The 22,841-nt window shown below is 43.0% G+C and carries 24 protein-coding genes and 1 tRNA gene; 2 read left to right on the top strand and 23 right to left on the bottom strand.

Translation table 11 applies throughout. The features are described from left to right. Positions 1-214: 214 nt before the first annotated feature. The 4 genes from DWW86_RS05165 to DWW86_RS05150 are packed head-to-tail and all read right to left on the bottom strand — an operon-like array spanning position 215 to position 2,531. Positions 215-472, bottom strand: a complete 258-nt coding sequence (locus tag DWW86_RS05165; protein ID WP_117942470.1) for a glyoxalase — start codon at positions 470-472, stop codon at positions 215-217. Next, entirely contained in the window at positions 451-1,278 is an 828-nt protein-coding gene (locus DWW86_RS05160; RefSeq protein ID WP_117942469.1) for an HAD family hydrolase, read from the bottom strand. The genes DWW86_RS05165 and DWW86_RS05160 overlap by 22 nt, the downstream gene beginning before the upstream one ends. Then, positions 1,271-1,936: an HAD family hydrolase gene (locus DWW86_RS05155; RefSeq protein WP_117942468.1), complete on the bottom strand. Its 666-nt coding sequence runs from the start codon at positions 1,934-1,936 to the stop codon at positions 1,271-1,273. The genes DWW86_RS05160 and DWW86_RS05155 overlap by 8 nt, the downstream gene beginning before the upstream one ends. 4 nt (positions 1,937-1,940) lie before the next feature. Beyond that, a complete protein-coding gene (locus tag DWW86_RS05150) occupies positions 1,941-2,531 on the bottom strand; it encodes a Maf family protein (protein ID WP_117942467.1) in 591 nt (196 codons plus the stop codon). A gap of 200 nt (positions 2,532-2,731) precedes the next feature. Between DWW86_RS05150 and DWW86_RS05145 the strand changes: the two genes are divergently transcribed. Continuing rightward, a tRNA-Thr gene (locus DWW86_RS05145) sits at positions 2,732-2,804 on the top strand. 283 nt (positions 2,805-3,087) lie between these two features. Here the strand turns inward: DWW86_RS05145 and DWW86_RS17295 are convergent. Beyond that, entirely contained in the window at positions 3,088-3,222 is a 135-nt protein-coding gene (locus DWW86_RS17295) for a hypothetical protein (RefSeq protein WP_286187642.1), read from the bottom strand. A 709-nt stretch (positions 3,223-3,931) separates the two neighbouring features. Here DWW86_RS17295 and DWW86_RS05140 point away from each other — a divergent pair. Continuing rightward, positions 3,932-5,596, top strand: a complete 1,665-nt coding sequence (locus tag DWW86_RS05140; RefSeq protein WP_072523272.1) for a glutamine--tRNA ligase/YqeY domain fusion protein — start codon at positions 3,932-3,934, stop codon at positions 5,594-5,596. A gap of 101 nt (positions 5,597-5,697) precedes the next feature. Here the strand turns inward: DWW86_RS05140 and DWW86_RS05135 are convergent, their stop codons facing one another. The 18 genes from DWW86_RS05135 to DWW86_RS05050 form a co-directional block, all read right to left on the bottom strand. Further along, positions 5,698-6,018, bottom strand: a complete 321-nt coding sequence (locus DWW86_RS05135) for a hypothetical protein (RefSeq protein ID WP_072523271.1) — start codon at positions 6,016-6,018, stop codon at positions 5,698-5,700. Positions 6,019-6,087: 69 nt separating this feature from the next. After that, entirely contained in the window at positions 6,088-6,696 is a 609-nt protein-coding gene (locus DWW86_RS05130; protein WP_072523270.1) for a sigma-70 family RNA polymerase sigma factor, read from the bottom strand. 13 nt (positions 6,697-6,709) lie between these two features. Further along, positions 6,710-7,453 carry a 23S rRNA (guanosine(2251)-2'-O)-methyltransferase RlmB gene (gene rlmB / locus DWW86_RS05125; RefSeq protein WP_117942466.1) on the bottom strand — a complete coding sequence of 248 codons (744 nt, stop codon included), beginning with the start codon at positions 7,451-7,453 and terminating at the stop codon, positions 6,710-6,712. Next, entirely contained in the window at positions 7,450-7,875 is a 426-nt protein-coding gene (locus DWW86_RS05120; RefSeq protein ID WP_072523268.1) for a Mini-ribonuclease 3, read from the bottom strand. The genes rlmB and DWW86_RS05120 overlap by 4 nt, the downstream gene beginning before the upstream one ends. Continuing rightward, complete coding sequence (gene cysS / locus DWW86_RS05115) at positions 7,860-9,269, bottom strand: cysteine--tRNA ligase (protein ID WP_072523267.1); 1,410 nt, start codon at positions 9,267-9,269, stop codon at positions 7,860-7,862. The genes DWW86_RS05120 and cysS overlap by 16 nt, the downstream gene beginning before the upstream one ends. A gap of 32 nt (positions 9,270-9,301) precedes the next feature. Beyond that, a complete protein-coding gene (ispF, locus tag DWW86_RS05110) occupies positions 9,302-9,781 on the bottom strand; it encodes a 2-C-methyl-D-erythritol 2,4-cyclodiphosphate synthase (protein WP_072523266.1) in 480 nt (159 codons plus the stop codon). A gap of 1 nt (position 9,782) precedes the next feature. Beyond that, complete coding sequence (locus DWW86_RS05105) at positions 9,783-10,451, bottom strand: iron-containing alcohol dehydrogenase (protein ID WP_117942465.1); 669 nt, start codon at positions 10,449-10,451, stop codon at positions 9,783-9,785. A gap of 137 nt (positions 10,452-10,588) precedes the next feature. Next, positions 10,589-12,037, bottom strand: coding sequence for a serine hydrolase (locus tag DWW86_RS05100; RefSeq protein WP_117942464.1), 1,449 nt, complete (start codon positions 12,035-12,037; stop codon positions 10,589-10,591). Between the two features lie 69 nt (positions 12,038-12,106). Next, on the bottom strand, positions 12,107-14,476 hold the full coding sequence (locus tag DWW86_RS05095; protein WP_117942463.1) for an ATP-dependent DNA helicase: 2,370 nt from the start codon (positions 14,474-14,476) through the stop codon (positions 12,107-12,109). Between the two features lie 76 nt (positions 14,477-14,552). Beyond that, positions 14,553-14,780, bottom strand: a complete 228-nt coding sequence (locus DWW86_RS05090; protein WP_072523262.1) for an HPr family phosphocarrier protein — start codon at positions 14,778-14,780, stop codon at positions 14,553-14,555. 42 nt (positions 14,781-14,822) lie between these two features. Then, positions 14,823-16,142, bottom strand: a complete 1,320-nt coding sequence (locus DWW86_RS05085) for an aspartate kinase (RefSeq protein WP_117942462.1) — start codon at positions 16,140-16,142, stop codon at positions 14,823-14,825. A gap of 118 nt (positions 16,143-16,260) precedes the next feature. Continuing rightward, positions 16,261-16,542 carry a DUF2325 domain-containing protein gene (locus DWW86_RS05080; RefSeq protein ID WP_015541344.1) on the bottom strand — a complete coding sequence of 94 codons (282 nt, stop codon included), beginning with the start codon at positions 16,540-16,542 and terminating at the stop codon, positions 16,261-16,263. A gap of 116 nt (positions 16,543-16,658) precedes the next feature. Next, entirely contained in the window at positions 16,659-17,378 is a 720-nt protein-coding gene (gene tsaA, locus DWW86_RS05075) for a tRNA (N6-threonylcarbamoyladenosine(37)-N6)-methyltransferase TrmO (RefSeq protein WP_117942461.1), read from the bottom strand. Between the two features lie 99 nt (positions 17,379-17,477). Continuing rightward, a complete protein-coding gene (locus DWW86_RS05070; RefSeq protein WP_117942460.1) occupies positions 17,478-18,857 on the bottom strand; it encodes an alanine/glycine:cation symporter family protein in 1,380 nt (459 codons plus the stop codon). Positions 18,858-19,079: 222 nt separating this feature from the next. Continuing rightward, positions 19,080-19,922 carry a patatin-like phospholipase family protein gene (locus DWW86_RS05065; RefSeq protein WP_072523258.1) on the bottom strand — a complete coding sequence of 281 codons (843 nt, stop codon included), beginning with the start codon at positions 19,920-19,922 and terminating at the stop codon, positions 19,080-19,082. Between the two features lie 9 nt (positions 19,923-19,931). Continuing rightward, the gene (larC, locus tag DWW86_RS05060) at positions 19,932-21,323 is read right to left on the bottom strand and encodes a nickel pincer cofactor biosynthesis protein LarC (RefSeq protein WP_117942459.1); all 1,392 of its coding nucleotides are present in this window, start codon (positions 21,321-21,323) and stop codon (positions 19,932-19,934) included. Between the two features lie 17 nt (positions 21,324-21,340). Next, on the bottom strand, positions 21,341-22,102 hold the full coding sequence (gene larB / locus DWW86_RS05055; RefSeq protein WP_072523256.1) for a nickel pincer cofactor biosynthesis protein LarB: 762 nt from the start codon (positions 22,100-22,102) through the stop codon (positions 21,341-21,343). A 53-nt stretch (positions 22,103-22,155) separates the two neighbouring features. After that, positions 22,156-22,779: a hypothetical protein gene (locus DWW86_RS05050; protein WP_117942458.1), complete on the bottom strand. Its 624-nt coding sequence runs from the start codon at positions 22,777-22,779 to the stop codon at positions 22,156-22,158. Between the last annotated feature and the right edge of the window lie 62 nt (positions 22,780-22,841).

The following is a 22,841-nucleotide window of genomic DNA, read 5'->3' as shown; positions in this document are numbered from 1 at the left end:
CTTATATTATTTTATCTTTATGTGGGGCATTCTGCCCTTCTTCTGTAAAGAATTATACCACAGCATTTTTTACGGATGTAATTTATGTTTTACACTCTGTTAATATTTCCCGGATGACCGTTTTTTTATTTTACGGACATAAAATATCCCCATCCATTCATTACCGGACAGGGATATTTCCACAATATTTCTTTTGTTTTCAGATTTTCAAATCTCAGGCTTCTACAATCAGATATCCACCGGATGGCAATGTAAATACCTCACACGCTTCTTCCAGATCCTCATCAGTCATTCCACTGACATCAGCACCTGCCTCATCCAGATACGCTCTGACTTCTTTGATATTTTCCACTTCTACCGCCATACAGTCTTCCAGAAATTCCAGAGCTTCCTCCGATGTCTCTGCGACCGGTTCATCATAAAGTCTGCTCTGATCTTTTAAGAAAACCTCTACTGCTTCTTTTGAATACACGATTCCAACACCTCCTCTATATTTCCTTTTGCTTTGATCAGCTTTTTTAATATCGTCTGTACTCTATCTGTTTCATATGCTGCCGCTTCTTTTACTCCCGGTTTCGCATGTGCCATCGCAAAACCATATGGAACTGATTTCAGCATATCAATGTCATTATACTCATCTCCGAATGTAATACATTCTTCTGGTTTAACATTCAGAATTTTCTGATATTCGTCCAGTCCTCTCGCCTTATTTGTAGTAAAAGGAATAAAATCCACCCATGCTGTCCCAGAAGTTACAACTGTACATTTATCACCAAAATGCTCTCTCCAGTAGTAAATAGTGTCCTCCTGCAGTCCGCCCTGCTCATATACTGCCAGTTTCATGCATGGTTCTTTTATTTCATCAAAGCTCTGAATTTCCATGCAGACATTTCCAACCACATGAAGCATAAGGTCACGAAAATGTTCTGTCTTTGGTTTTATATAGTAGAAATCTTTGGTTGAACAGGTAAATTCTGATCCTTTCCTGTTATAAATACACTCTGCAATTTCTCTGACCAGATTCTGATCAAAATAATTCTGATACATTACATTTTCATGATAAACTGCCAGCCCACCATTTTCACAGATAAAAGCCATATCATCTGCTACCGGAGCAAACATTTTTTTCATGTTGGCATATTGGCGTCCACTTGCAGCTACAAAAAGTATCCCTAACTCTTTTAACTGTCTGATCAGTGGAAAAATATCCTCTGGAAGGCCCTGCGCACCTTTCATTAATAACGTTCCATCCAGGTCACTCGCAACCAACTTAATCATTTTTCCATTCCTCACATATCTTCAGTAAATCCTGCGGTTTTTCTGCAATTACTTCTGCACCGTTACTTTCAAGTTCCCGGCGGTCGCGGAATCCCCATAGTACCCCTACCGTATGCATCTTGGCTGCATTTCCGGTTTCCATGTCTGTTTTGGTATCTCCCACATACATACATTCTGACGGTGTCACTCCAAACTCCTGTGCTGCCTTTAACGGGCCATCCGGTGCAGGTTTTCTGCGTATCGCATCGCTCTGTCCAATCACAAGATCAAAATATCCGTCAAACATCTGTGAAATTACTTTTACTGCTGCCACATGTGGTTTATTTGAGCAGACTGCCAGCTTCATTCCATGACTTTTCAATTTTTTCAGTGTTTCCATAATTCCATCATATGGAACAACCTTATATAGTGGATCTGCATCAAATTTCTCTCTGTAGAGGCTTCGACACTTATCATAATGTGTCAGTTCCGGATCACCTGCATCTTTCAGGCATCGCCTGATCAGCATATCTGCACCTTCACCGCTGTAATATTTAAAATTTTGCACCGGCTGCGGTGTCAGTTCCATTTTTTCCAGAATCTCATTTGCCACATATGCCATGGATTCTAATGTATTTGCAAGCGTTCCATCGAGATCAAAAATACATGCTTTTATCATCTGTTTATCCTCTTAACTCAATTCCCAGTTTCTTCATTTCATAAAAAAGTCTTCCGACCGGAAGACCGACTACATTGGTGTAGTCGCCTTGAATTTCCTTTACATAGATGCCGAAGCTTCCCTGAATCCCGTAACTTCCAGCTTTGTCCATTGGTTCCCCGCTCTTTATATATGTACGAATTTCTTCATCTGTCACCGGATAAAAAGTAACATCCGTGCGTTCTGCGAAAGAATGTTTCTCCCATTCTCCGTACTTTTTGACCAGGGCTGTCACACCGGTATATACCTGATGTGTATTTCCCTGCAGCATCTTCAATGTTTCAAATGCATCCTGCTCATCTGACGGTTTGCCCAGAATTTTATTCATATAAGAAACAATGGTATCTGCTCCAATGATCACTGTACCATCTTCAAATTCAAACTTCGAAGCAATCTCCGCCGCCTTCAGGGCAGATAATTCACAGACAATCTCATCCGGATTTTCTGCTGTGATTTTTTCTTCGCCTTCCGATACACATATCTGAAAAATAACACCTGCCGCCGCAAGCAGTTCACGTCGCCTCGGTGATGCAGATGCAAGTATGATTTTTCTCATAAAGATCTTCCTTTTCATTTTTTACTTCGGTAACAGTATACCCTGTCCCTCAAAATCGTGCAACCGCGAAAAACAATTTTCATATTTTGATCACATTCCCTATTATATGGAATAAAATTTAAAATTACCTGTTGACAGTATATTGTTTTTCTGATATTATAATCAACTGTGAGCGGTAAATTGCCCTCAAATATGTAAATGCTGCTGTGGCTCAGTCGGTAGAGCGTCGCCTTGGTAAGGCGGAGGTCACGGGTTCGATTCCCGTCAGCAGCTTTATTTTTTTGCCTATTTTAAAGGGTTTTCGGATGTTTCGGTATCAAATAGTAGTCAAAATAGTAATCAAAACATGTGTTCACCCTATTTTAGGCATTTTCTGTGCCTGAAAATCTGGAATATTACTCAAAATTTCTTTCTTCCGATCAATGGATTTTCTTTTTTTATGATAAATAGAATATTCCAAGCTTTTTTTAATCTAAGTACCTTTCCAGATATTCAGTATATACCGGAAATTCATCTTCAGTAAAAACAACCTCTTCCGGCTCCTTAATGATTTTTTTTAAGACGGAATCAGAGGTATCTTCCCGAACATAGCCTGAACCATCGGCATTGACAGGTTTAATCCGTCAGTAAAATCCTGCATGGTTCTCTGTCCTGCAACTTTATATTCTCCACTTGCTTCATCCAGTTCCATTTTTGTGGCAGCAGTGCGACATCAGCTAAAAAACAGCACTCGTTATGTATATTTATTCTGACAATGTGCAGTATCGTTTTAAAGATTCATTTAAGCGTTATTCAATTATTTGAAGAAATTAATTTTTAAAATTGTACCTTCATTTTTTAGCATTTTTCTGCAAACAAAAAGTTGACGTTTATCCCTGATACTGCAAAGGATTTTCGTCAACTTTTCTGCTTCATAAAAAGTAACATTTCATCCCCGTATCAGCACAAGACGTTCCATTTTATTCCAACTTATGATATACTAATAACGTTACCACCCCTAGACAGGTAAAGGAAGGGGGTGAACATAGTTGGAATACATAATTTCATTTTTAATCGCTGTTACGGCTGGTGTGGTTTGCCACCTCATCAACAAATGGTTAGACAAGCGGTAGTCGGTAACTAGCCTATGGATTTAAGCCTTCCATACCCAAAATAGGAATAGAGAACCCCAGTGCTGCAACACTGGGGTTCTCGTTTTGTCGTCCATAGTTGGAACATAATTCATTTTTGCCTATTGGCATTATAACATATGTGTTTCCGTAAAGCAATATACCTGATCTCAATAATTTTATGATCTGTTCTAACTTTTTTTCTTTTCTATATTTTTCTCAGGAAATCTTTTAAATTCCACATTTTTATGATATGATTAACCTTTAAAGAACCATTCAGGAGGGAAAGAGATGGATAACGAAACCGTTTCTAAAAATTTTATTGAAAACATCATTGACAAGGATCTGGCTGATGGCGTTTACGACACTGTCCACACCCGCTTTCCACCGGAACCTAATGGATACCTCCATATCGGACATGCCAAATCCATTCTTTTAAATTACGGACTTGCCAAAGAATACAACGGCAAGTTTAATATGCGTTTTGATGATACCAACCCTACAAAAGAAAAAAGTGAATTTGTAGAATCTATCAAAGCAGATATCAAATGGCTCGGTGCTGACTGGGAGGACAGACTTTTCTTCGCTTCCGATTATTTCGGTCAGATGTATGAAGCAGCGATCAAGCTGATCAAAAAAGGCAAGGCTTATGTCTGTGACCTGACTGCTGACGAGATCCGCCAGTATCGTGGTACTCTGACAGAGCCTGGTAAAGAAAGCCCGTACCGTAACCGTTCCGTAGAAGAAAACCTTCAGCTTTTTGAGGAAATGAAAGAAGGCAAATATGCCGATGGAGAAAAAGTTCTCCGTGCAAAGATCGACATGGCATCTCCGAATATGAACATGCGTGATCCGGTCATCTATCGTGTGGCTCATATGACTCACCACAGGACCGGCGATACATGGTGCATTTATCCGATGTACGACTTCGCCCATCCGATTGAAGATGCAATCGAGGGTATAACACATTCTATCTGTACACTTGAATTCGAAGATCACCGTCCACTGTATGACTGGGTAGTACGTGAGCTTGAATATCCGCAGCCACCGAAACAGATTGAATTTGCAAAGCTTTACCTTACAAATGTCGTAACAGGCAAACGTTACATCAAGAAGCTGGTCGAAGACGGCATCGTAGACGGATGGGATGATCCTCGTCTTGTTTCCATCGCCGCACTGCGTAGACGTGGTTTCACTCCGGAATCCATCAAAATGTTTGTAGATCTCTGTGGTGTCTCCAAAGCAAACAGCTCTGTAGATTACGCAATGCTTGAGTACTGCATTCGTGAAGACCTCAAATTAAAACGTCCTCGTATGATGGCTGTCATGGATCCGGTCAAACTTGTGATCGACAATTATCCAGAAGGACAGGTAGAATATCTGGATGCTCCGAACAACATGGAAAACGAAGCTCTCGGAACCCGTAAGATTCCATTCAGTGGTGAACTTTATATCGAACGCGACGATTTCATGATCGACCCGCCGCGTAAATACAAGAGACTGTTCCTCGGTACAGAAGTTCGTCTGATGAACGCATACTTTGTTACCTGTACCGGTTATGAAGCAGATGATGACGGCACTGTACGTGTTGTACACTGTACTTACGATCCGGCTACCAAAGGCGGTAACGCTCCGGACGGACGTAAAGTAAAAGGTACAATTCACTGGGTAGAAGCTACCAACGCAAAAGAGGCAACTGTACGTCTTTATGAAAACATCGTAGATGAAGAAAAAGGCGTATACAATAAAGAAGATGGATCCCTGAACGTAAATCCGAACTCCCTTACAACCGTTACCGCTTACGTAGAGCCGGCGCTTATGGAAGCCAAAGGCTACGACAGCTATCAATTCGTAAGAAACGGATTCTATTGTGCAGATATCCATGATTCCAAAGAAGGTGCACCGGTATTTAACCGTATTGTATCCCTTAAGAGTTCTTTCCGTCTTCCGAAATAATTCTTTCGGAAATGAATGATGCAACAAACAAGAGGCAGGTCAATCGACCTGCCTCTTGTTATCTTCATAGTTCTTATTATTAAACTGAACCGGATTCAGTTTTATTCTTCTTCCTGTTCTTCTTTCTCTTCTTTGATTGCTTCTTCTACTGCATGCTCGGCATCTGCTGTTTCAGCAGTTTCTTCTACAGCCTTTTCTACAGCATCTTCAGCCTCATCCCATGCTTCAAAAGCTTCTGATGTTTCTTTCTTTTCTTCAGACTTTGATGTTTCTTCTTCGGTCTCATCCTCGAAATCTTCATCAAAATCCTCGAAATCATCCAGCGGGTCTTTGCGGAATGCAAGTGCCGCGATTGCTCCTGCTGCTGCGGCAGCAACTGCTCCGACTGCTACAAATCCCCAATATTTATTAATCTTTGCCATAATTTCGTATCTCCTTTCATATACAGAAACCATCTATCCGATACTCTGAATAATGTTAGTGTTATTTTACTACTTTTGTATCAAAAAAGGAAGAGAAAAATTGCGAATCTTACCTCGGATACGCTGCAGCGCATTGTCGATGGATTTCGGTGTTTTGCCCATGATCTCCGCAATCTTTACGTAGCCGTATCCTTTCATATAATAATCCAGCACTTTATTTTCCATCGGACTTAAGGCCTTGCTGATCTTCAGTTCCAGATTTCTTGTACTTTCCTGATCAATCACAATAGATTCCGGGTCTTCTGTGCGGGAATCCCACGAGCCTTCCAGATGCTCAGATTCTTCCTCATTGCTAAGCGAAATATACGTATTCAGCGGAAGATGTTTCTGCCTGTTTGAATTCTGTACCGCACTGTAAAGCTGCCGGTCAATACATAAACCTGCAAATGTCTGAAAAGACGCCTCCCGATCCGGCTGGTAATTCTGGATTGCCTTAAAAAGTCCGATCATTCCCTCCTGAATCAAGTCGTCTGTTTCTCCTCCGATTAAAAACATGGCTCTTGCCTTTTTGCGAACAAACTCCTTGTATTTTTCCATCAGATAATCAGATATTTCCATCTCTCCCTGTCGCAGTCTGAAAATCAGTTCTTCGTCGCTGTACTGATCGTAACGGCTCATTCTGTTTCCCCTTTTATTTGCTGCTTTTTACCAGTCTCTGTCTTACAATTTCATAAGCAAGGACTCCTGCTGCCACAGAAGCATTCAGCGAATCAATGTCTCCCTTCATCGGTATGGATGCTGTGAAATCACATGCTTCGCGTACCAGACGGCTGACACCTTCTCCCTCATTTCCGATCACAAGACCCATCGGTCCTGTCAGATCCAGATCATACATGATTTCTCCACCCATATCTGCACAGACAAACCAGATGCCTTTTTCTTTCAGTTCTTCAATCGTTCTTACAATATTTGTTACCTTCGCAACCGGTGTATAATTTATTGCACCTGCAGAAGTTTTTGCTACAGTAGATGTCAAACCTACTGCACGTCTCTTCGAAATGATAACGCCATGTGCACCGGCAAGATTCGCAGTACGGATGATTGCACCAAGATTGTGCGGATCCTCTACATTGTCCAGAAGAATCAAAAATGGGGCTTCACCTTTTTCTTCTGCTCGGGCAAGGATCTCATCCACTGTACTGTACTCATACGCTGCAACCTGCGCGATCACACCCTGATGTGCTTTTGTCTCACTGAGCTGATCCAGGCGTTCTTTTGACACGTAGTTGATGATTGTATCGGTCTTGCGTGCTTCTCTTGCAATCGTACGCACCGGTCCGTCCTGACATCCGTCAAGGATAAAAAGCTTGTCCACGCATTTTCCGGAACGGAAAGCTTCCAATACCGCATTGCGTCCTTCTATCTGTTCACTCATAAAATGTCCTCTCCGATTCCCATACGGATCAAAGTGAGCATCCGTGTGTAATCCTCTTTTAAATATAAATAGCCCATCAGCGCCTCAAAACCGGTCGCCCGACGATAATCTGCCATTGTTGCATGTTTTGCCATCGTCGGAGAATGTGCATTCCGTCCTCTCCGGTAAACACTCAATTCTTCCGGTGTCAGTTTCTCCTCGATCACTTCCATGATTGCAGACTGCGCCCCGGCTTTTACCAGACTGCTTGCTTTCTTATGGAGACGATTTACCGGGCAGTTGCCTTTCTTAACAAGAATTGTCCGGATGACCAGTTCATAAACTCCATCCCCTATATACGCCAGAGTCAGCGGAGAATAGCTCCGCAGATCCTGATCTTCCAGATGAAACAACTCTTTCAGCTGCATCAGATTCGTTTCCATTTTACACCCTCACGAGTATCTTTCAGTTCGATTCCTTTATCAAGAAGTAATCCTCTGATCTCATCTGCCCTCGCGAAATCTTTTGCCTTTCTGGCTGCCTGACGTTCGGCGATCAGATTCTCGATTTCTTCATCAAGGATATCGTCTTTTTTGTCAAGGATCAGACCGAGAACATCACAAAGTTTTGTCATCACTTCAAGAGTATATGCAGCAAACTCTGCAGAACTTCCTTCCTGAACATTTGTATTCGCAAATTTGACAAGTTCAAATACTGCTGCAAGTGCATCTGCTGTGTTGAAATCATCATCCATTGCCTCTTCAAACTTTGTTATAAATCCAGCTTCTTCCTGCATCATCTGCTTTTCATCCTCAGATGCTTCCTGTACAGAAGCTGCTGTCTGACGGTCACGGAGTCTTGCTGCCGCATCTGTGATTCGCTCCAGCGCGTTCTTGGAAGATTCCATCAGATCTGCGCTGAAATTGAGCGGGCTTCTGTAATGTGCATTCAACATAAAGAAACGAAGCACCTGCAGATCATACTGCTCACCGATCTGGCGGACAGTACGGAAGTTTCCAAGAGATTTGGACATCTTACGGTTGTCGATGTTCAGGAATGCATTATGCATCCAGTATTTTGCAAAAGGAACTCCATTGCAGCATTCACTCTGTGCGATCTCATTTTCGTGATGTGGAAAAACAAGATCCTCTCCGCCTGCGTGAATGTCAATTTCTTCCCCGAGATATTTCCTGGACATAACAGAGCACTCGATATGCCATCCCGGTCTTCCGTCGCACCATGGGGATTTCCAGAATGGTTCACCTTCTTTCTTCGGTTTCCAGAGTACGAAATCAAGCGGATCTTCTTTCTGGTCTTCACCAGATACCTGCAGAGAACGGAAGCCGGACTGCAGATCGTCCAGATTCTTATGTGATAATTTGCCGTATTCTTTGAATTTCTTTACACGGAAATATACGGTACCATCAGCAACCGGATAAGCATATCCCTTGTCAATCAGTGTCTGGATCATATCGATCATTCCGTCGATTTCCTGTGTTGCCAGCGGATGAGTTGTTGCCGGTTTTACATTCATGCCGGCCATATCTTTCTTGCATTCTGCAATGTAGCGCTGTGAGATTTCTTCAGAGCTTACACCTTCTTCGATTGCCTTTTTGATGATCTTGTCATCAACATCTGTAAAGTTGGATACATAGTTTACTTCGTATCCTTTGTATTCCAGATAACGGCGTACGGTATCAAAAATGATCATCGGTCTCGCATTTCCGATGTGGATCAGGTTGTATACCGTCGGTCCGCATACATACATCCGTACCTTGCCTTCTTCCAGTGGTACAAATTCTTCTTTTCTGCGTGACATTGTATTAAAAAGCTTCATATCTCTTTCCTCCGATATTATTTTAAGCTGAATCAGTTCTGTATTTCTGTAAGCAGGCAGATTGCCTGAGAAGAAATCCCCTCTCCGCTTCCCGTAAAACCAAGTCCTTCTTCTGTCGTTGCCTTTACGTTGATCTTTGATTCCGGAATGCCAAGCGCTTCCGCCATGTTTTTACGCATCTGCAGGATATGTGGTGCCATCTTTGGTTTCTGTGCAATGATCGTTGCATCGATATTTCCGACTTCATAGCCATGTTCGCGCAAAAGACCTGCCACATGCACCAGAAGCTTCACACTTGAGATTCCCTTGTATGCCTGATCTGTGTCCGGAAAATGTTTCCCGATATCGCCAAGTGCCGCAGCACCAAGCAGGGCATCCATCACTGCATGAATCAGTACATCCGCATCCGAATGTCCCAGAAGTCCCTTCTCCCACGGAATATCCACTCCGCCAAGGATCAGTTTCCTTCCTTCTGTCAGTTTGTGTACATCATATCCCATTCCAACTCTCATATTATTCTCCTTCTGCCTGACCGGAAAACCCGGATTTAATCAGTGCATACATCAGTTTTTCACAGGCTTCCGGATCACCCTCTTCGATGAGGGACAGGGATATTTTGTCATCCGAAAGTTCTGCTGCTCCGGCGGCATTAAGCCCTGCCGGTGCGTTTGCAAATATGTCCGTGTCCGCATACAACGCTACAGGCACTGCTGCCGGCACTTCTTCCTCTATTCCATTAAAAATCATAACTGCCGTCGTAGATACGAATCCGTCACCACTTGCTGCTGTAGGCACAGAAACAAAAGGAATTTTGTACTGAGAAGCCACATAACGGCTGATGTCATGGATCGTACCAGAACCTACCGCAAGGATCAGATCAATATCCTCATCCATATAGTTCTCAACGATCTCTACTGCATGCTGGTCAGCTTTCAGATCATCTGCATCCAACACCAGAACCTGACATCGGTCATAAATATCTTCCATGATTTCTTCTGTTGCCTTACAGGTATTTGTGTCACAGATCAGAAGCGGAGATATGTATTCCTTCAGGAATCCCTCTGACATAGCTTCCTCAAGCGCATTTACCGCTCCCGGTTCAATTAAAATTTCCTCTACTTCTACAAGGTGATTCTTCCCGCACCCACGAGGTCGGGCAAAGTCATCCGTATCGACTCGCATTTATTTCTCTCCTCCTGCATTTAATGTGTGATGCTGTCATATTTTCTCAGAGCAGCATACAAAAAACCTATTTTATACAATCCGTTATTATACATGATTCTGTATAAAAAATCAACGCGGACAGCTCCGATAACTGCCTACAGATTCAAATAATTATAAACAACTTTTGAGATTGACCGGATATTTGCAATTGCATTTGCACTGCTCTCGGACATCACACACAAAATATAGGTAGTCTTCGGTCCATAGACAATTGCAATATCATGCTGCTCTTCATCCGTTTCTCCGGTTTTGTTGGCAGTCTTTACATCTTCCGGAACACCCTCCGGGATCTTCGTTGTATTTTCCTGGTTCAGAAGCAGATTCAGCATTTCTTCTGAAGCTTCTTTGCTGACACATTCCCCTTTGTATATCCGTTCGAGCAGTTTGCCACAGTCCTTCACAGTCGTCATATTATGTCCGCCAAGACTCAGTTTCTGGGACGAAGAAGGATGCAGCGTATTTTGATATGTAGTTTCTGTATAGCCTTCTTTTTCCAGATATTTGTTTACCAGTTCTGCTCCATCCAGAAAATCATGTTTTTCAGACTGGAGTCTTCCAAGTTCATTACAGGATTCATTGTCACTGACTGTGATCATATTCCACAGAAGAGTATCTACCTTATCCTTCACCTTTGCGTTGTCTTTGTCCGTTTTCATCAGAGCTGCTTCGTGTTCCAGAACGGTATCCATATCCTCATATGTTTTCGCCATCACAAAAGCTTTGATAAGACTTGCCGAATAAATCTGTGTATCATTCAGTACTATTTCTTCATCCGTATTGAGATCTTTGACATAAACGCTCCATATACCATCATATCCACTCAGCATAGATGTAAGCTGTGGCTCCAGTGTATCCATCCCAAGCTCATCAAGTCCGGTTACTTTTCCCGTCGCATCCACCGGAAAACCATCCTCAGTCACTCCGGATTCCTGAAGCAGTGCCCCATTCGGTCCTCCGAAATAATACGTTCCGGAAAACATCTGGCCGTTCGCTGTCATTTCCAGATCATGTGTCCCTGTTTCCGTCACCATCTTTCCATTCTCATCAAAATAATAATATCCGTCATATGTTGTATTATCGATCACGTAATTGCTGATATACCGAACCTGTGGAGCTGCTGTCAGTTTTCCAAGGTTATTGACCATATAATAGCCGTCAAAATCCACCGTCTCTGCATCTTCATCGGTACTTTTTGCACAGGAAAGCTTCGTGATTTTTACCATGTGGGAACTTCCTGCCTGAAAACATCCAGTCTCATCATGGTAATAAAATCCGTCCAGCATCGTTCCATCAATATTCACATGATCAAAATAATGAACAGCCGGAGAGATATCCTTACTCCCATCTTCTTTCAGGCAGTAAAATCCATCACTTTTTAAAATATATTTCCCTGCCCCGTCTTCAATCGGACGTATCTGGGATTCCCCTGTTACAGACAGAAGACTGCTTGCCGCCACCGGTGCAGTCACTGCAGATGCTGTGGTCATAAACACAAGCCCTGCCGCCAAAATTTTCCAGTTTTTCAAACGGTTTCCGGTTTTCATCTGGTTCTCCTTGTCTATCGTTTAAATAGTAATTGTCCATAGTATACCTGATATTTTCTTTATGTCAAGCTAACCTATTATGTCATTTTCTTCTGAAACATCCCAGAACGCCTGCAGATGTTTTTCCACATTCCCAAGTGTACATGTGCAGGCATCATTCCATTCACGGGGGAAAAGATTCCGATAATCCCGGTTCAGGAATCGTTCATCCATAAGAAGAATTGCTCCCGTATCCTCTTTTGTACGTATCACACGTCCTGCCGCCTGCAGGACTTTATTCATCCCGGGATAGCGATAGGCATAATCAAATCCCTGCTCGCCTTTTTCGTCGTAATACCCTTTCAAAATCTCCCGTTCACAATTTACCTGTGGAAGTCCGGTTCCCACAACCGCGGCTCCAATCAGCCGATCACCGATCAGATCAATTCCTTCCGAAAAAATACCGCCCATAACACAGAATCCTACCAATGTTTCTTCAGTTTCCTCTGTAAACTCCTCCAGGAACTCCTCACGCTCCAGTTCCGTCATTGAAGCATGCTGGCTGATGCATCGCACCCAGGAAACAGAAAATTCATCCTGATAAACCTGATAAACATCTTCCATCAGACGGTAAGACGGGAAAAATACCATGTAATTTCCCTTCTTCTGCCAACTCATCCTCGCAATATATTCTGCAATCTTTCTGTATTCCTCATAGCCTCTTCGGGTATACTTACTGCTGACATCCCGGCAAATCATAAGGCACCTCTTTTTCTGTTCAAACGGTGATTCCACATACATACCGAAGTTTTCACTTCTTGTACTCAGCATCTTCCGATAATACTGTAACGGAAGCAGTGTTGCCGAAAAAAACACCGTACTATTACCTTTATCCAGACATTTCTGCAGATTTTCCGCCGGATTGACGCAAAACAGTTTCATATAAAATCTTCCGTTTTCATCAAATGCCGTATAGACCACATAATTGTCATCCACCAGCTCCGAAATATTTAAAAAGTTTCTTACCGCAAAATAGAAATCAAGGATTCCGTCCACCACTTCCTGCGCTGGTGGTTCTTCAAGAAGCTGATCCAGTTCTCCCTGCACACTTAGGAGACTGATCGGCAGTACTCCGGCATTTTCTTCTACTTTCCATTCACCACAGTTTTCTCGTAACTTCTCCAGCTGTTTTTTGACTTTGCCGAGTTTTTTCCATAATTTCTGACTGTAGGGCTTCACAAATTTTCTGGTCTCGATCACATCATCCAGAGAGATAGACGCACTGTACATCTCTCTTCCCCGATCCACCAGATTATGTGCCTCATCAATCAAGAAAAGATAATTTCCAGATACATTTTCCCCGAAGAAACGTTTCAGATAGACATTCGGATCAAACACATAATTATAGTCGCAAATCACACCATCCATCCAGACAGCCAGATCAAGGCTCAACTCAAAAGGACAGACCTGCCACTTCTGCGCATGACGAAGAAGTGTTTCCCTGTCAAATGACTGTTCCGTTGTCCAGAGTTCATAGACTGCATCGTTGATCCGGTCATAATGTCCTTTCGCATAAGGACATTTTTCCGGATCACATTCCGGCTTGTCGCAGAAGCAGAGTTTTTCTTTTGCCGTGATCGTAACAACTTTAAACAGAAGACCTCTGTCCCGTAATATTTCAAAAGCATCCTGTGCTACTGTCCTTGTAATCGTCCTTGCCGTCAGATAAAAGACCGTCTCAGCCATTCCCTGCCCGATTGCGCGTACTGCCGGAAAAACAGCCGACATGGTCTTTCCGACACCGGTCGGAGCCTGGATAAAAATCTGTTCTTTTTTTGAAATGGCATGATAAATGCCAGATACCATCTTCCGCTGCCCCTTGCGGTATTCAAAGGGAAATTCCAGTTTTTTCATCGATTCATTTCTTTTTTCGCGCCATTCGATCTGATATGCCAGCCATTTATGATAACTGTCAGTAAGTTCTTCATACCATTGTTTCAGTTCTGCTCTGGTAAGTGTCTCCCGAAATCGTTTAATCACTTCGGTATCAAGGTGCGCATACGTCATCTGTATGTCTATTTTCTCCAGGTCATGCGCATCCAGATAGATCCATGCATAGCAAAGTGCCTGCGCACGATGCACCAGTACCGGTTCTTCCATAAGTTCAAGTTTCTTATAAACACCCTTGATCTCATCAATACAAAATTGCTCATCCTGCAAAAAAATCCCGTCTGCCCTGCCTTCTACGCGAAGGATCAGATCATCATACTCTGTATCTTTTTTCAGAGAAACTTCAGGCTGGTAGTGGCTTCCCATCTGCTTCTGTATCTTACGGTGAAGCCTGCTTCCTTTCAGCATGGCTTCTTTATCCGAAGTGCCACTTCCGCTCACCAGATCACCATTTCGTAATATAAATTCTACAAGATTTCGAACCGAAATACGGACGATCGGTTTTTCCATGCTGTTTCTGCCTCCCCTATCTGCAATGCAAAAAGGCGCATACCCGTTTCCGGAATATGCGCCCACGCATTTTCACCTATGCTACGGCAAATTTTGCAATTACTTCATTGAATCTCTTGCTCTCTCCGTAGCATCTTACTGTCAGTTCCCTTGTAAGATCCATGCTCAGAATACCTAAAATGGATTTTGCATCAATGATAATTCTGTTATAAGATATGTCAATATCAAAATCACATTTGGCGGCTTCATTCACAAATTCTTTTACGTCTTCTGTTTCATTTAATCTGATATGTCTTTCAACCATGTGCTTTATCCTCCTGAATCAGATCTGAAAAATATTACCTGCTTACATCTGTGTCAGGACAAAAATATCGTAAATTGCTTTTACAGCAGTTTCGAAATCTCTGTTTTCCACACCAATGATGATATTCAGCTCACTGGATCCCTGATCGATCATTTTTACATTGACATGTGCATGTGCCAGTGCAGAAAATACACGGCCTGCAGTTCCTCTCTGGGACTTCATGCCACGTCCAACAACTGCGATCAGCGCCAGATCAGATTCCATCTCTACAAAATCAGGCTGAACGGCTCTGTGAATGCCAGCAATTACCTGCTGCTCTTTTTCCTCGAATTCATCCTGATGAACGTAAACAGTCATTGTGTCGATTCCAGAAGGAACATGTTCAAAGCTGATCCCCTGATCTTCAAATACCTGAAGAACCTTTCTTCCGAAACCGATTTCACTGTTCATCATGGATTTTTCAATATTAATGGAACAGAAGCCCTTCTTACCTGCAATACCTGTAATCACATATTTCGGTTTGCGGCAGGTGCTTTCTACGATAAAGGTTCCCTTATCTTCCGGACGGTTTGTATTACGAATGTTGATTGGAATACCTTCCTTACGAACCGGGAAGATCGCATCTTCATGAAGAACAGTCGCACCCATATAAGAAAGCTCACGAAGTTCTCTGTATGTAATTGTTTCGATCACTGCCGGATTATCGACGATTCTCGGATCTGTGACAAGGAATCCGGAAACATCAGTCCAGTTCTCATAAATGTCTGCATGGATAGCTTTTGCTACCAGAGAACCGGTAACATCCGATCCGCCACGGGAGAATGTTTTTACAGTTCCGTCTTCCATACCACCATAGAATCCCGGAATAACTGCTCTCTCGCATTTCTGGAGACGCTTGCTTAAAAGTTTATCTGTTTTGTCTGCATCGAAATTGCCGTTTTTATCAAAACGGATCACGGTTGCAGAATCAATAAATTCATATCCGAGATATGCAGCCATTACTTTACCGTTCAGGAATTCCCCACGGGATGCTGCATATTCATTGCCTGCATGTGCCTTAAAATCTGCTTCAATCTGTCTGAACTCCTCCTCAAGAGACAGGTCAAGATTCAAGCCTTTGATGATCTCATAAAAACGTCCCTTAATTTCCGTAAGGACATCTGTGAAATCCTCTCCTGCTTCTGCTTTGCCATAGCATGTATACAGAAGATCAGTTACTTTTGTGTCTGCGGAAAATCTCTTTCCCGGTGCGGACGGTACCACATAACGTCTGCTCTCATCGCTCCTGATGATATCTCCGACCTTCTGAAACTGTTCTGCATTGGCCAGAGAGCTTCCTCCAAATTTTACCACTTTTTTCATAATAATACTTATCACCCTTCTGTTTTCTCTTTTCAGTCAGAAAATCTGTCTCTTATTTTATTGAAAACCTCAGGGTTTTGCAAGTGTTTCTTTATAATATTACATAAAAATTCGCTTTTTATGCACAATATTCGCGGAGAATGTTCTCAAGAGCAGATGCGCTGCTTGTGTGACATCTGCATACCGGTATGGATTTTTTCTTTGCTTCCTCCACTGCACAGTTCACCATTTTATGAGAAACCGTACTTGTAAACAAAATCAGAAGATCCGGTGCACCGATTTTTTTCTTCATGGCTCCTTTTTCTTTTGCAAATACTTTTGCCTTACATCCATATCCTTTGCAGATATCCTCATACTGACATACCATACGTTCATTTCCGCCTACGATTACGATACTCATAGATTCACTCTCCTTTTGTTATCTTCGACTAACTCATGTTTTAAAAATAAAGCGGACGCATAGTTCCGCTTAATGCCTTCGTCTGTTAGCTTGCACTAACTATATATAAAATACTATCATATATTGTTTTGTTTGTCAAAGGATTCTTTTAATTCTGTCACATCACAGACCTTAAGGGTCTTATCTTTCACCGTAAAATGGATATCATGACTGCCATATGCCAGCCCGTAAATCTTATCTGGTTTGTTCTGATAACGGGGACGCGGATCGTTGGCAAGTACTTCCATCAAAGCTTCTCTCTGCTCTGCCGGTACTTTCTCTATCAGTGTTTCCGGGAATTCCACTTCAAGCCGATAATCTTCGATTTTGTCCGTAAAACCGCCTCTCACTTCCGGATGGCTGTCTGCATAAGGAAGATATGGTTTGATATCGTAGATCGGTGTACCGTTCATAAGATCCGCACCTGAAATATGAAGAACCGGTCCCAGTTCCGGATGCAGCTCTGTTTTTTCAAGATGTACAGAAGACAGTCCGAGGCTGTTCGGACGAAACGGTGATCTCGTGGCAAACACTCCCATGCGTGTATTCCCACCAAGTCTCGGCGGTCGTACAGTCGGCGACCAGTTCTCGCGCACTGCCTCAGAAAACTGCCAGATCAGCCAGATATAATCATATTCTTCCAGCCCGCGAAATGCTTCAGGCACCCGGTATTCCGGCTCAAATACGATGGTTGCCTTCAATGCATCCAGCCGGTTACTCTGATGAGGAATCCCAAACTTTGTCGGGAAATCATTGTGGATTCTTGCAATCACTTTCATTCTGTGCTCTTCTGCCATTCTTTTCTCCTGTTTCTTATCTGTTATTTTTGCAACAAAAACAGCCTGCTTCACACAGACTGTTTTGGCTGTTGCATTATTATATTAGCGCTTAATCTTTCAGCGGTCAATGATTTCGATCTCGGTATCGTCTTTGGCATCCAGATTATTGATATATTTTTTCGTCTCCGCCACGATCACATTCGACAGAAGCAACACCGCCACAAGGTTCGGAAGTGCCATCAACGCATTCAGAATATCCGCGATCGTCCAGACAAGATTCAGAGAAATGACCGGTGCGATCACAGCTACCGCTATGTAAAGGACACGATATGGCACAAGACCTTTTCTTCCGGCAAAATATTCCACACAACGTTCCCCGTAATATGCCCATCCAAGCACGGTAGAGTATGCAAAAGAAATAATTCCCACCACAAGAATGACCGGACCCAGAACCGGAATCTGCTGAAATGCCAGCGTCGTCAGGACACCACCATTTGTGATCTGTCCCATATCGATTGCCGGATTTTTCATAATACTGGTGACAAGTACCAGTCCTGTCATCAGACATACAACAACGGTATCCCAGAATGTACCTGTACTGGAAACCAGAGCCTGACGGACCGGATTTCTCGTCTGTGCTGCTGCCGCTGCGATCGGTGCCGAGCCCATACCGGACTCGTTTGAAAAAAGACCTCTTGCAATTCCATACTGCATTGCCATCATAATTCCGCGTCCTACCAGACCACCTGCTGCTGCGCCGGGTGTAAAAGCCATCTTACAGATCGTCACTACTGCCGGTATGATAAAATCATAGTTGATGCACAGAATGATAAAACAGCCAATCACATAAAATGCAGCCATAAACGGAACCAGTTTTTCACAGACATTTGCGATTGCTTTGATTCCTCCGAAAATAACCAGCGCAGTCAGTACAGCTACTGCAATTCCTACCGCTGCCGGAGGAATGTGAAGATTTTCCTGACAGACCGTTGCAATTGCATTTACCTGCGTCGCACATCCGATTCCAAAAGATGCAAAACCGCCAAAAATGGCAAAGATCAATCCGAGCCATTTCATATGAAGTCCACGCTCGAGTGCATACATTGCACCGCCCTGCATACGACCGTCTTTTGTTTTGACACGATATTTAACTGCGATCAGTGATTCACTGTATTTTGTCGCAATACCGAACACACCGGTAAGCCAGCACCACAGCACTGCTCCGGGACCACCGAGGGCAATTGCCGTTCCCACACCGATAATGTTTCCTGTACCGATTGTGGAAGCAAGTGCTGTCGTCAGAGCACCAAACTGACTGACTTCCCCCTCTCCATCAGGATCTTTCGTAACTGACAGCTTAATTGCCGTACCAATTTTTCGCTGGATCACTCCGGTTCGGATCGTCATAAAAATGTGTGTACCAAGAAGCAGAAGAATCATCCACCAGCCCCACACCCAGGCATCAATCTGATTGATCAGGTTTGTTATTACATCCATATTATTTCCTCCCTCGCTTTTCAACCAACAGAACCTGCCACTGGCAGCTTCCTTCGGATGCATGGCAACGAAAAAAGCACAAGGACGTACTTCACGCAATCTGCGCGCTGTACACCCTTGTACTTTTTACGCCGTTTTTATTTATGTAACTGATTATACCAGAAGAATACTACAGCATGCAACTGAAATTTATATCTCAACTCAACCTTTATTCTGTTCCAGTTACTGTTCCATCCAGGCTTTCAGTGCTTTCATGCGGATACGTGCATCTTTGCCGCCAAGATCGTATGTCTGTCGGATCACTTCCACATTACTTTCCATACGGCTGATGTCCAGCTTCTTATCCGGCTGAATCACAAATGTTTCGCCTGCTTTTTCCATTTTTTTCAGCACTTCCAGACTGTGATTGTATACCACATGCCTGTTCTGCAGTGTATGCACAAACTCCGGATATTTATGATAACGGAGCTCTGCCATTTTTACATTCTCAGGCTTTTTGACAAATCCTGCCTCTCTTGTAAGAACGACCACAAGCCGGTCATATCCCATCTTTTTGAATGCCTCGACCGGAATACTGTCTGCGCAGCCGCCGTCAAGGAGCTTCATTCCCTTATAATCAACAATTCTTGAAACATATGGCATTGAAGCCGACGCACGCATGGCATCGATCTGGCTCAGCATGTCAGTAATTTTTATATATTCTGCCCTGCCCGTCTCAACATTCGTACAGGTCACATAAAAAGCTGTATCAGATTTTGCAAAAGCCTCATAATCAAACGGATCCAGCCGTTCCGGAATATCATGGTAACAAAACTGCTTTCCTACTACTTCACCCGTATGCAAAAAGCTCCACCAGCTCATAAAATGTTTATCATTCCGATATTTTTGGAAATAACGAAGGCTTCTTCCTTTTTGCCCGGATACAAAGGAGCAACCATGGAGTGCTCCTGCAGAAACACCGATCACTCCATCGAAATGTATTCCCTGTTCCCAAAACACATCCAGTACACCGGCTGTGTAAATTCCGCGCATTGCGCCGCCTTCCAAAACAAGTCCTGTTTTCATCGTTCTGTCTCACCTCTCTGTTGTCCAATAGCCCCTGATCTTGTCATATGCTTCGTAGAAACTGATCTGGTTTCGCTCTGCCAGTTCTGCCACGCTGTCGTATTCAGGATAACATCTTATCTGTCCGTCCGGCAGGGTACAGATCTTGACCGTTGCACTGCCAAGTAATGTTTCAAATGTACAAAGCTCTCTTTTCAGGATCGTACGCTGCATTTTCCCTCTGCGGATACCAATTGTTGTCGTCTCTGCAAAAATCAGGTTTTCCAGATTTTCTCTGTCCTTCTCTTTACAGATCACTGTCAGAGTATATGCAGGTCTGTTTTTCTTTGTATAGATCGGCATATAGTGTGCTTCTCTTGCCCCGTTTGCCATGAGAAGTTTTAGTACATGTCCCATAACTTCACCACTGCAGTCATCAATGTCCGTCTCCAATTTCCAGACAGTATCTGTCAGTTTTGCATCTGCCGGTTCTGTCTGAATCAGCATTGCACGGAGAATTCCAGGACAGCGATATTCTCTTTTTCCCGCACCAAGTCCACTCTTTAATATCGAAAAATCTTCCGGCAGTTTTTCAGATGTGCAGAAAGCTGCCACTACAGCTGCACCTGTCGGTGTCACCAGCTCGCCCTGTATATCAGTGATTTTCAGTTTCAGGTGATGATCCTCTGCAATGTGTGCAACTGCCGGTACAGGCACCGGAATCTGTCCATGCTGACAGCGGATAAATCCGGTTCCCTCATATAAAACCGGTACGATCACATCAGTAATATCCAGATTGTCCATACAGACTGCAATCGCAGCGATATCCACGATAGAATCAATGGCACCTACTTCATGAAAATGAACTTCCTCTATATTTACACCATGAGCCTTTGATTCCGCATGTGCAAGAATATCAAACACATGCAGCGCCATCTTTTTAGCTCTGTCTGTCATTTCTGATCCCTGAATAATTTCTGTGATCTCCTGCATTCCACGATGCTCATGCAGATGGTGATGTTCTTTTTCATGTGTATGCTCATGATCGTGATGATGTCCCATCTCATGTACATGTTCATGATCATGATGGTGATGTTCTGCTGCATGTGTGTGTTCGTGATCATGGTGATGTTCTGTGTCATGCGCATGTTCGTGATCATGGTCATGTTCCATATCATGGTCATGTCCATGCAGATATTCCATATCATGGTCATGATTATCATGTTCCAGAATCACATTAAAATCACATGCATCCAGCCCTGATTTTTTTACTCTTGAAATTTCTGTCCGAAATCCATTAACCGGAAGACTTTGAAGAGTTTCTTCCAGTACTTTTCTGTCTGCCCCCAGATCAAGGAGCGCTGCCACTGTCATATCTCCACTGATTCCTGAATAGCATTCTAAATATAATGTTTTTCCCATTTACTTCCCATCCCGTTTTATTTTATGTTATATTCTCTTGCTGCCAGACGGTTAATCTGCGTCGCAATATATCCGGCACCATATCCGTTATCAATATTTACCACCGCAATTCCGTTTGCGCAGGAATTGATCATCGTCAGAAGTGCAGACAGTCCGTTCATACTTGCACCATATCCCACTGAAGTCGGCACCGCGATCACCGGTTTATCTACAAGTCCGCCAAGCACACTCGCAAGCGCACCTTCCATACCTGCAACTGCGATCACACAGTTGGCATCCTGAATCACTTCCAGTCTGGAAAACAGTCTGTGTATGCCACTGACTCCGACATCAAAGACTCTGTCTACATGTGAGCCGAAATATTCTGCCGTCTGAGCCGCTTCCTCTGCCACTGCAATATCGGCAGTTCCTGCCGTACATACCGCAATCTTACCGATATGCTCCTTTTCTTTCTTCTCTATCTTGATAATGTGAGACAGTTCATCATATTCCACATCCGGCAAAAGGTCTTTCACAAGTTCATACTGATGTCTCGATGCTCTCGTTCCAAACACTTCACCATTATCCTCATACAACTTCTTAAAGATATGGACAAAATGCTGATCAGCTTTTCCACTGCAGAAGATCACTTCCGGAAATCCATTTCTGATTTCTCTGTGTGAATCCAGCTTTGCATAATCATCCATCACTTCAAACGGTTCTTTACGAAAATAATGTTCTGCTTCCTCGATAGAAAGCTCCCCATTCTTAAATCTTGTCAGTATTTCTCTGGTTTCCAACTCTGTACCTCCTAAAAGCAAGGGAGCATGCTACACACATCCTCCCGACTGTTCTATATATGATACAAGATCATTCCGCCTTTTTTGTCATATCCGGTATCCCACATCTCACTTAAAGAGAACCATTTGTACTCTCCATAGGAAACTGCCTTTACCAGAAGGTCATCCTCTGTTATCTCATATCCTGCCAGAATAAACCAGTGCCAGATATAATCCTCCAGTGCTCCTTTTTCATTCTTATGCTTCAACATCAGATATGGGATCGGACAGGCTGCATCAATCTGTGTTTTTACTGCCTGCACAGCTTCCTCATATGTATGTGTCCCGTGAAATCCTTCCATCTGAAGCCGTGTGTCCTTCACATCTTTCAGGTATTCCCCAAAGCCTTCCATAAAGAGTTCCAGCGTATCAATTCCATTTGGTCTCGGACAGAGATAATGTTTCATAATGTAAGCAAAATCATGATACTCATTCCAGCTTATCTCCTGAATCGGATGTGGATAAAGATTTCTCATATCATTTGTTCTTGCAAAATAAATACAGCTCTCACAAGCTGCAATCGCACCGCATCCTCCATCACGCATAGTCACATCCGTAAAAAGATCCTGATTACCTCCATAGGATTCCTCTACAAAAAAATATTCCAGTTCTTTTTTATGTAATACGGTCTGTTCCACCGTCTATTCCCCCAATATTCTTCTCTCAAGTATTCTGCATCTTTCTGATGCAATTCATCTTT

Origin of the sequence: Ruminococcus sp. AF17-22AC, from assembly GCF_003460065.1 — a bacterium.
Lineage (GTDB): Bacteria > Bacillota > Clostridia > Lachnospirales > Lachnospiraceae > Blautia_A.
This window is presented reverse-complemented; position numbering and strand designations above follow the sequence as displayed.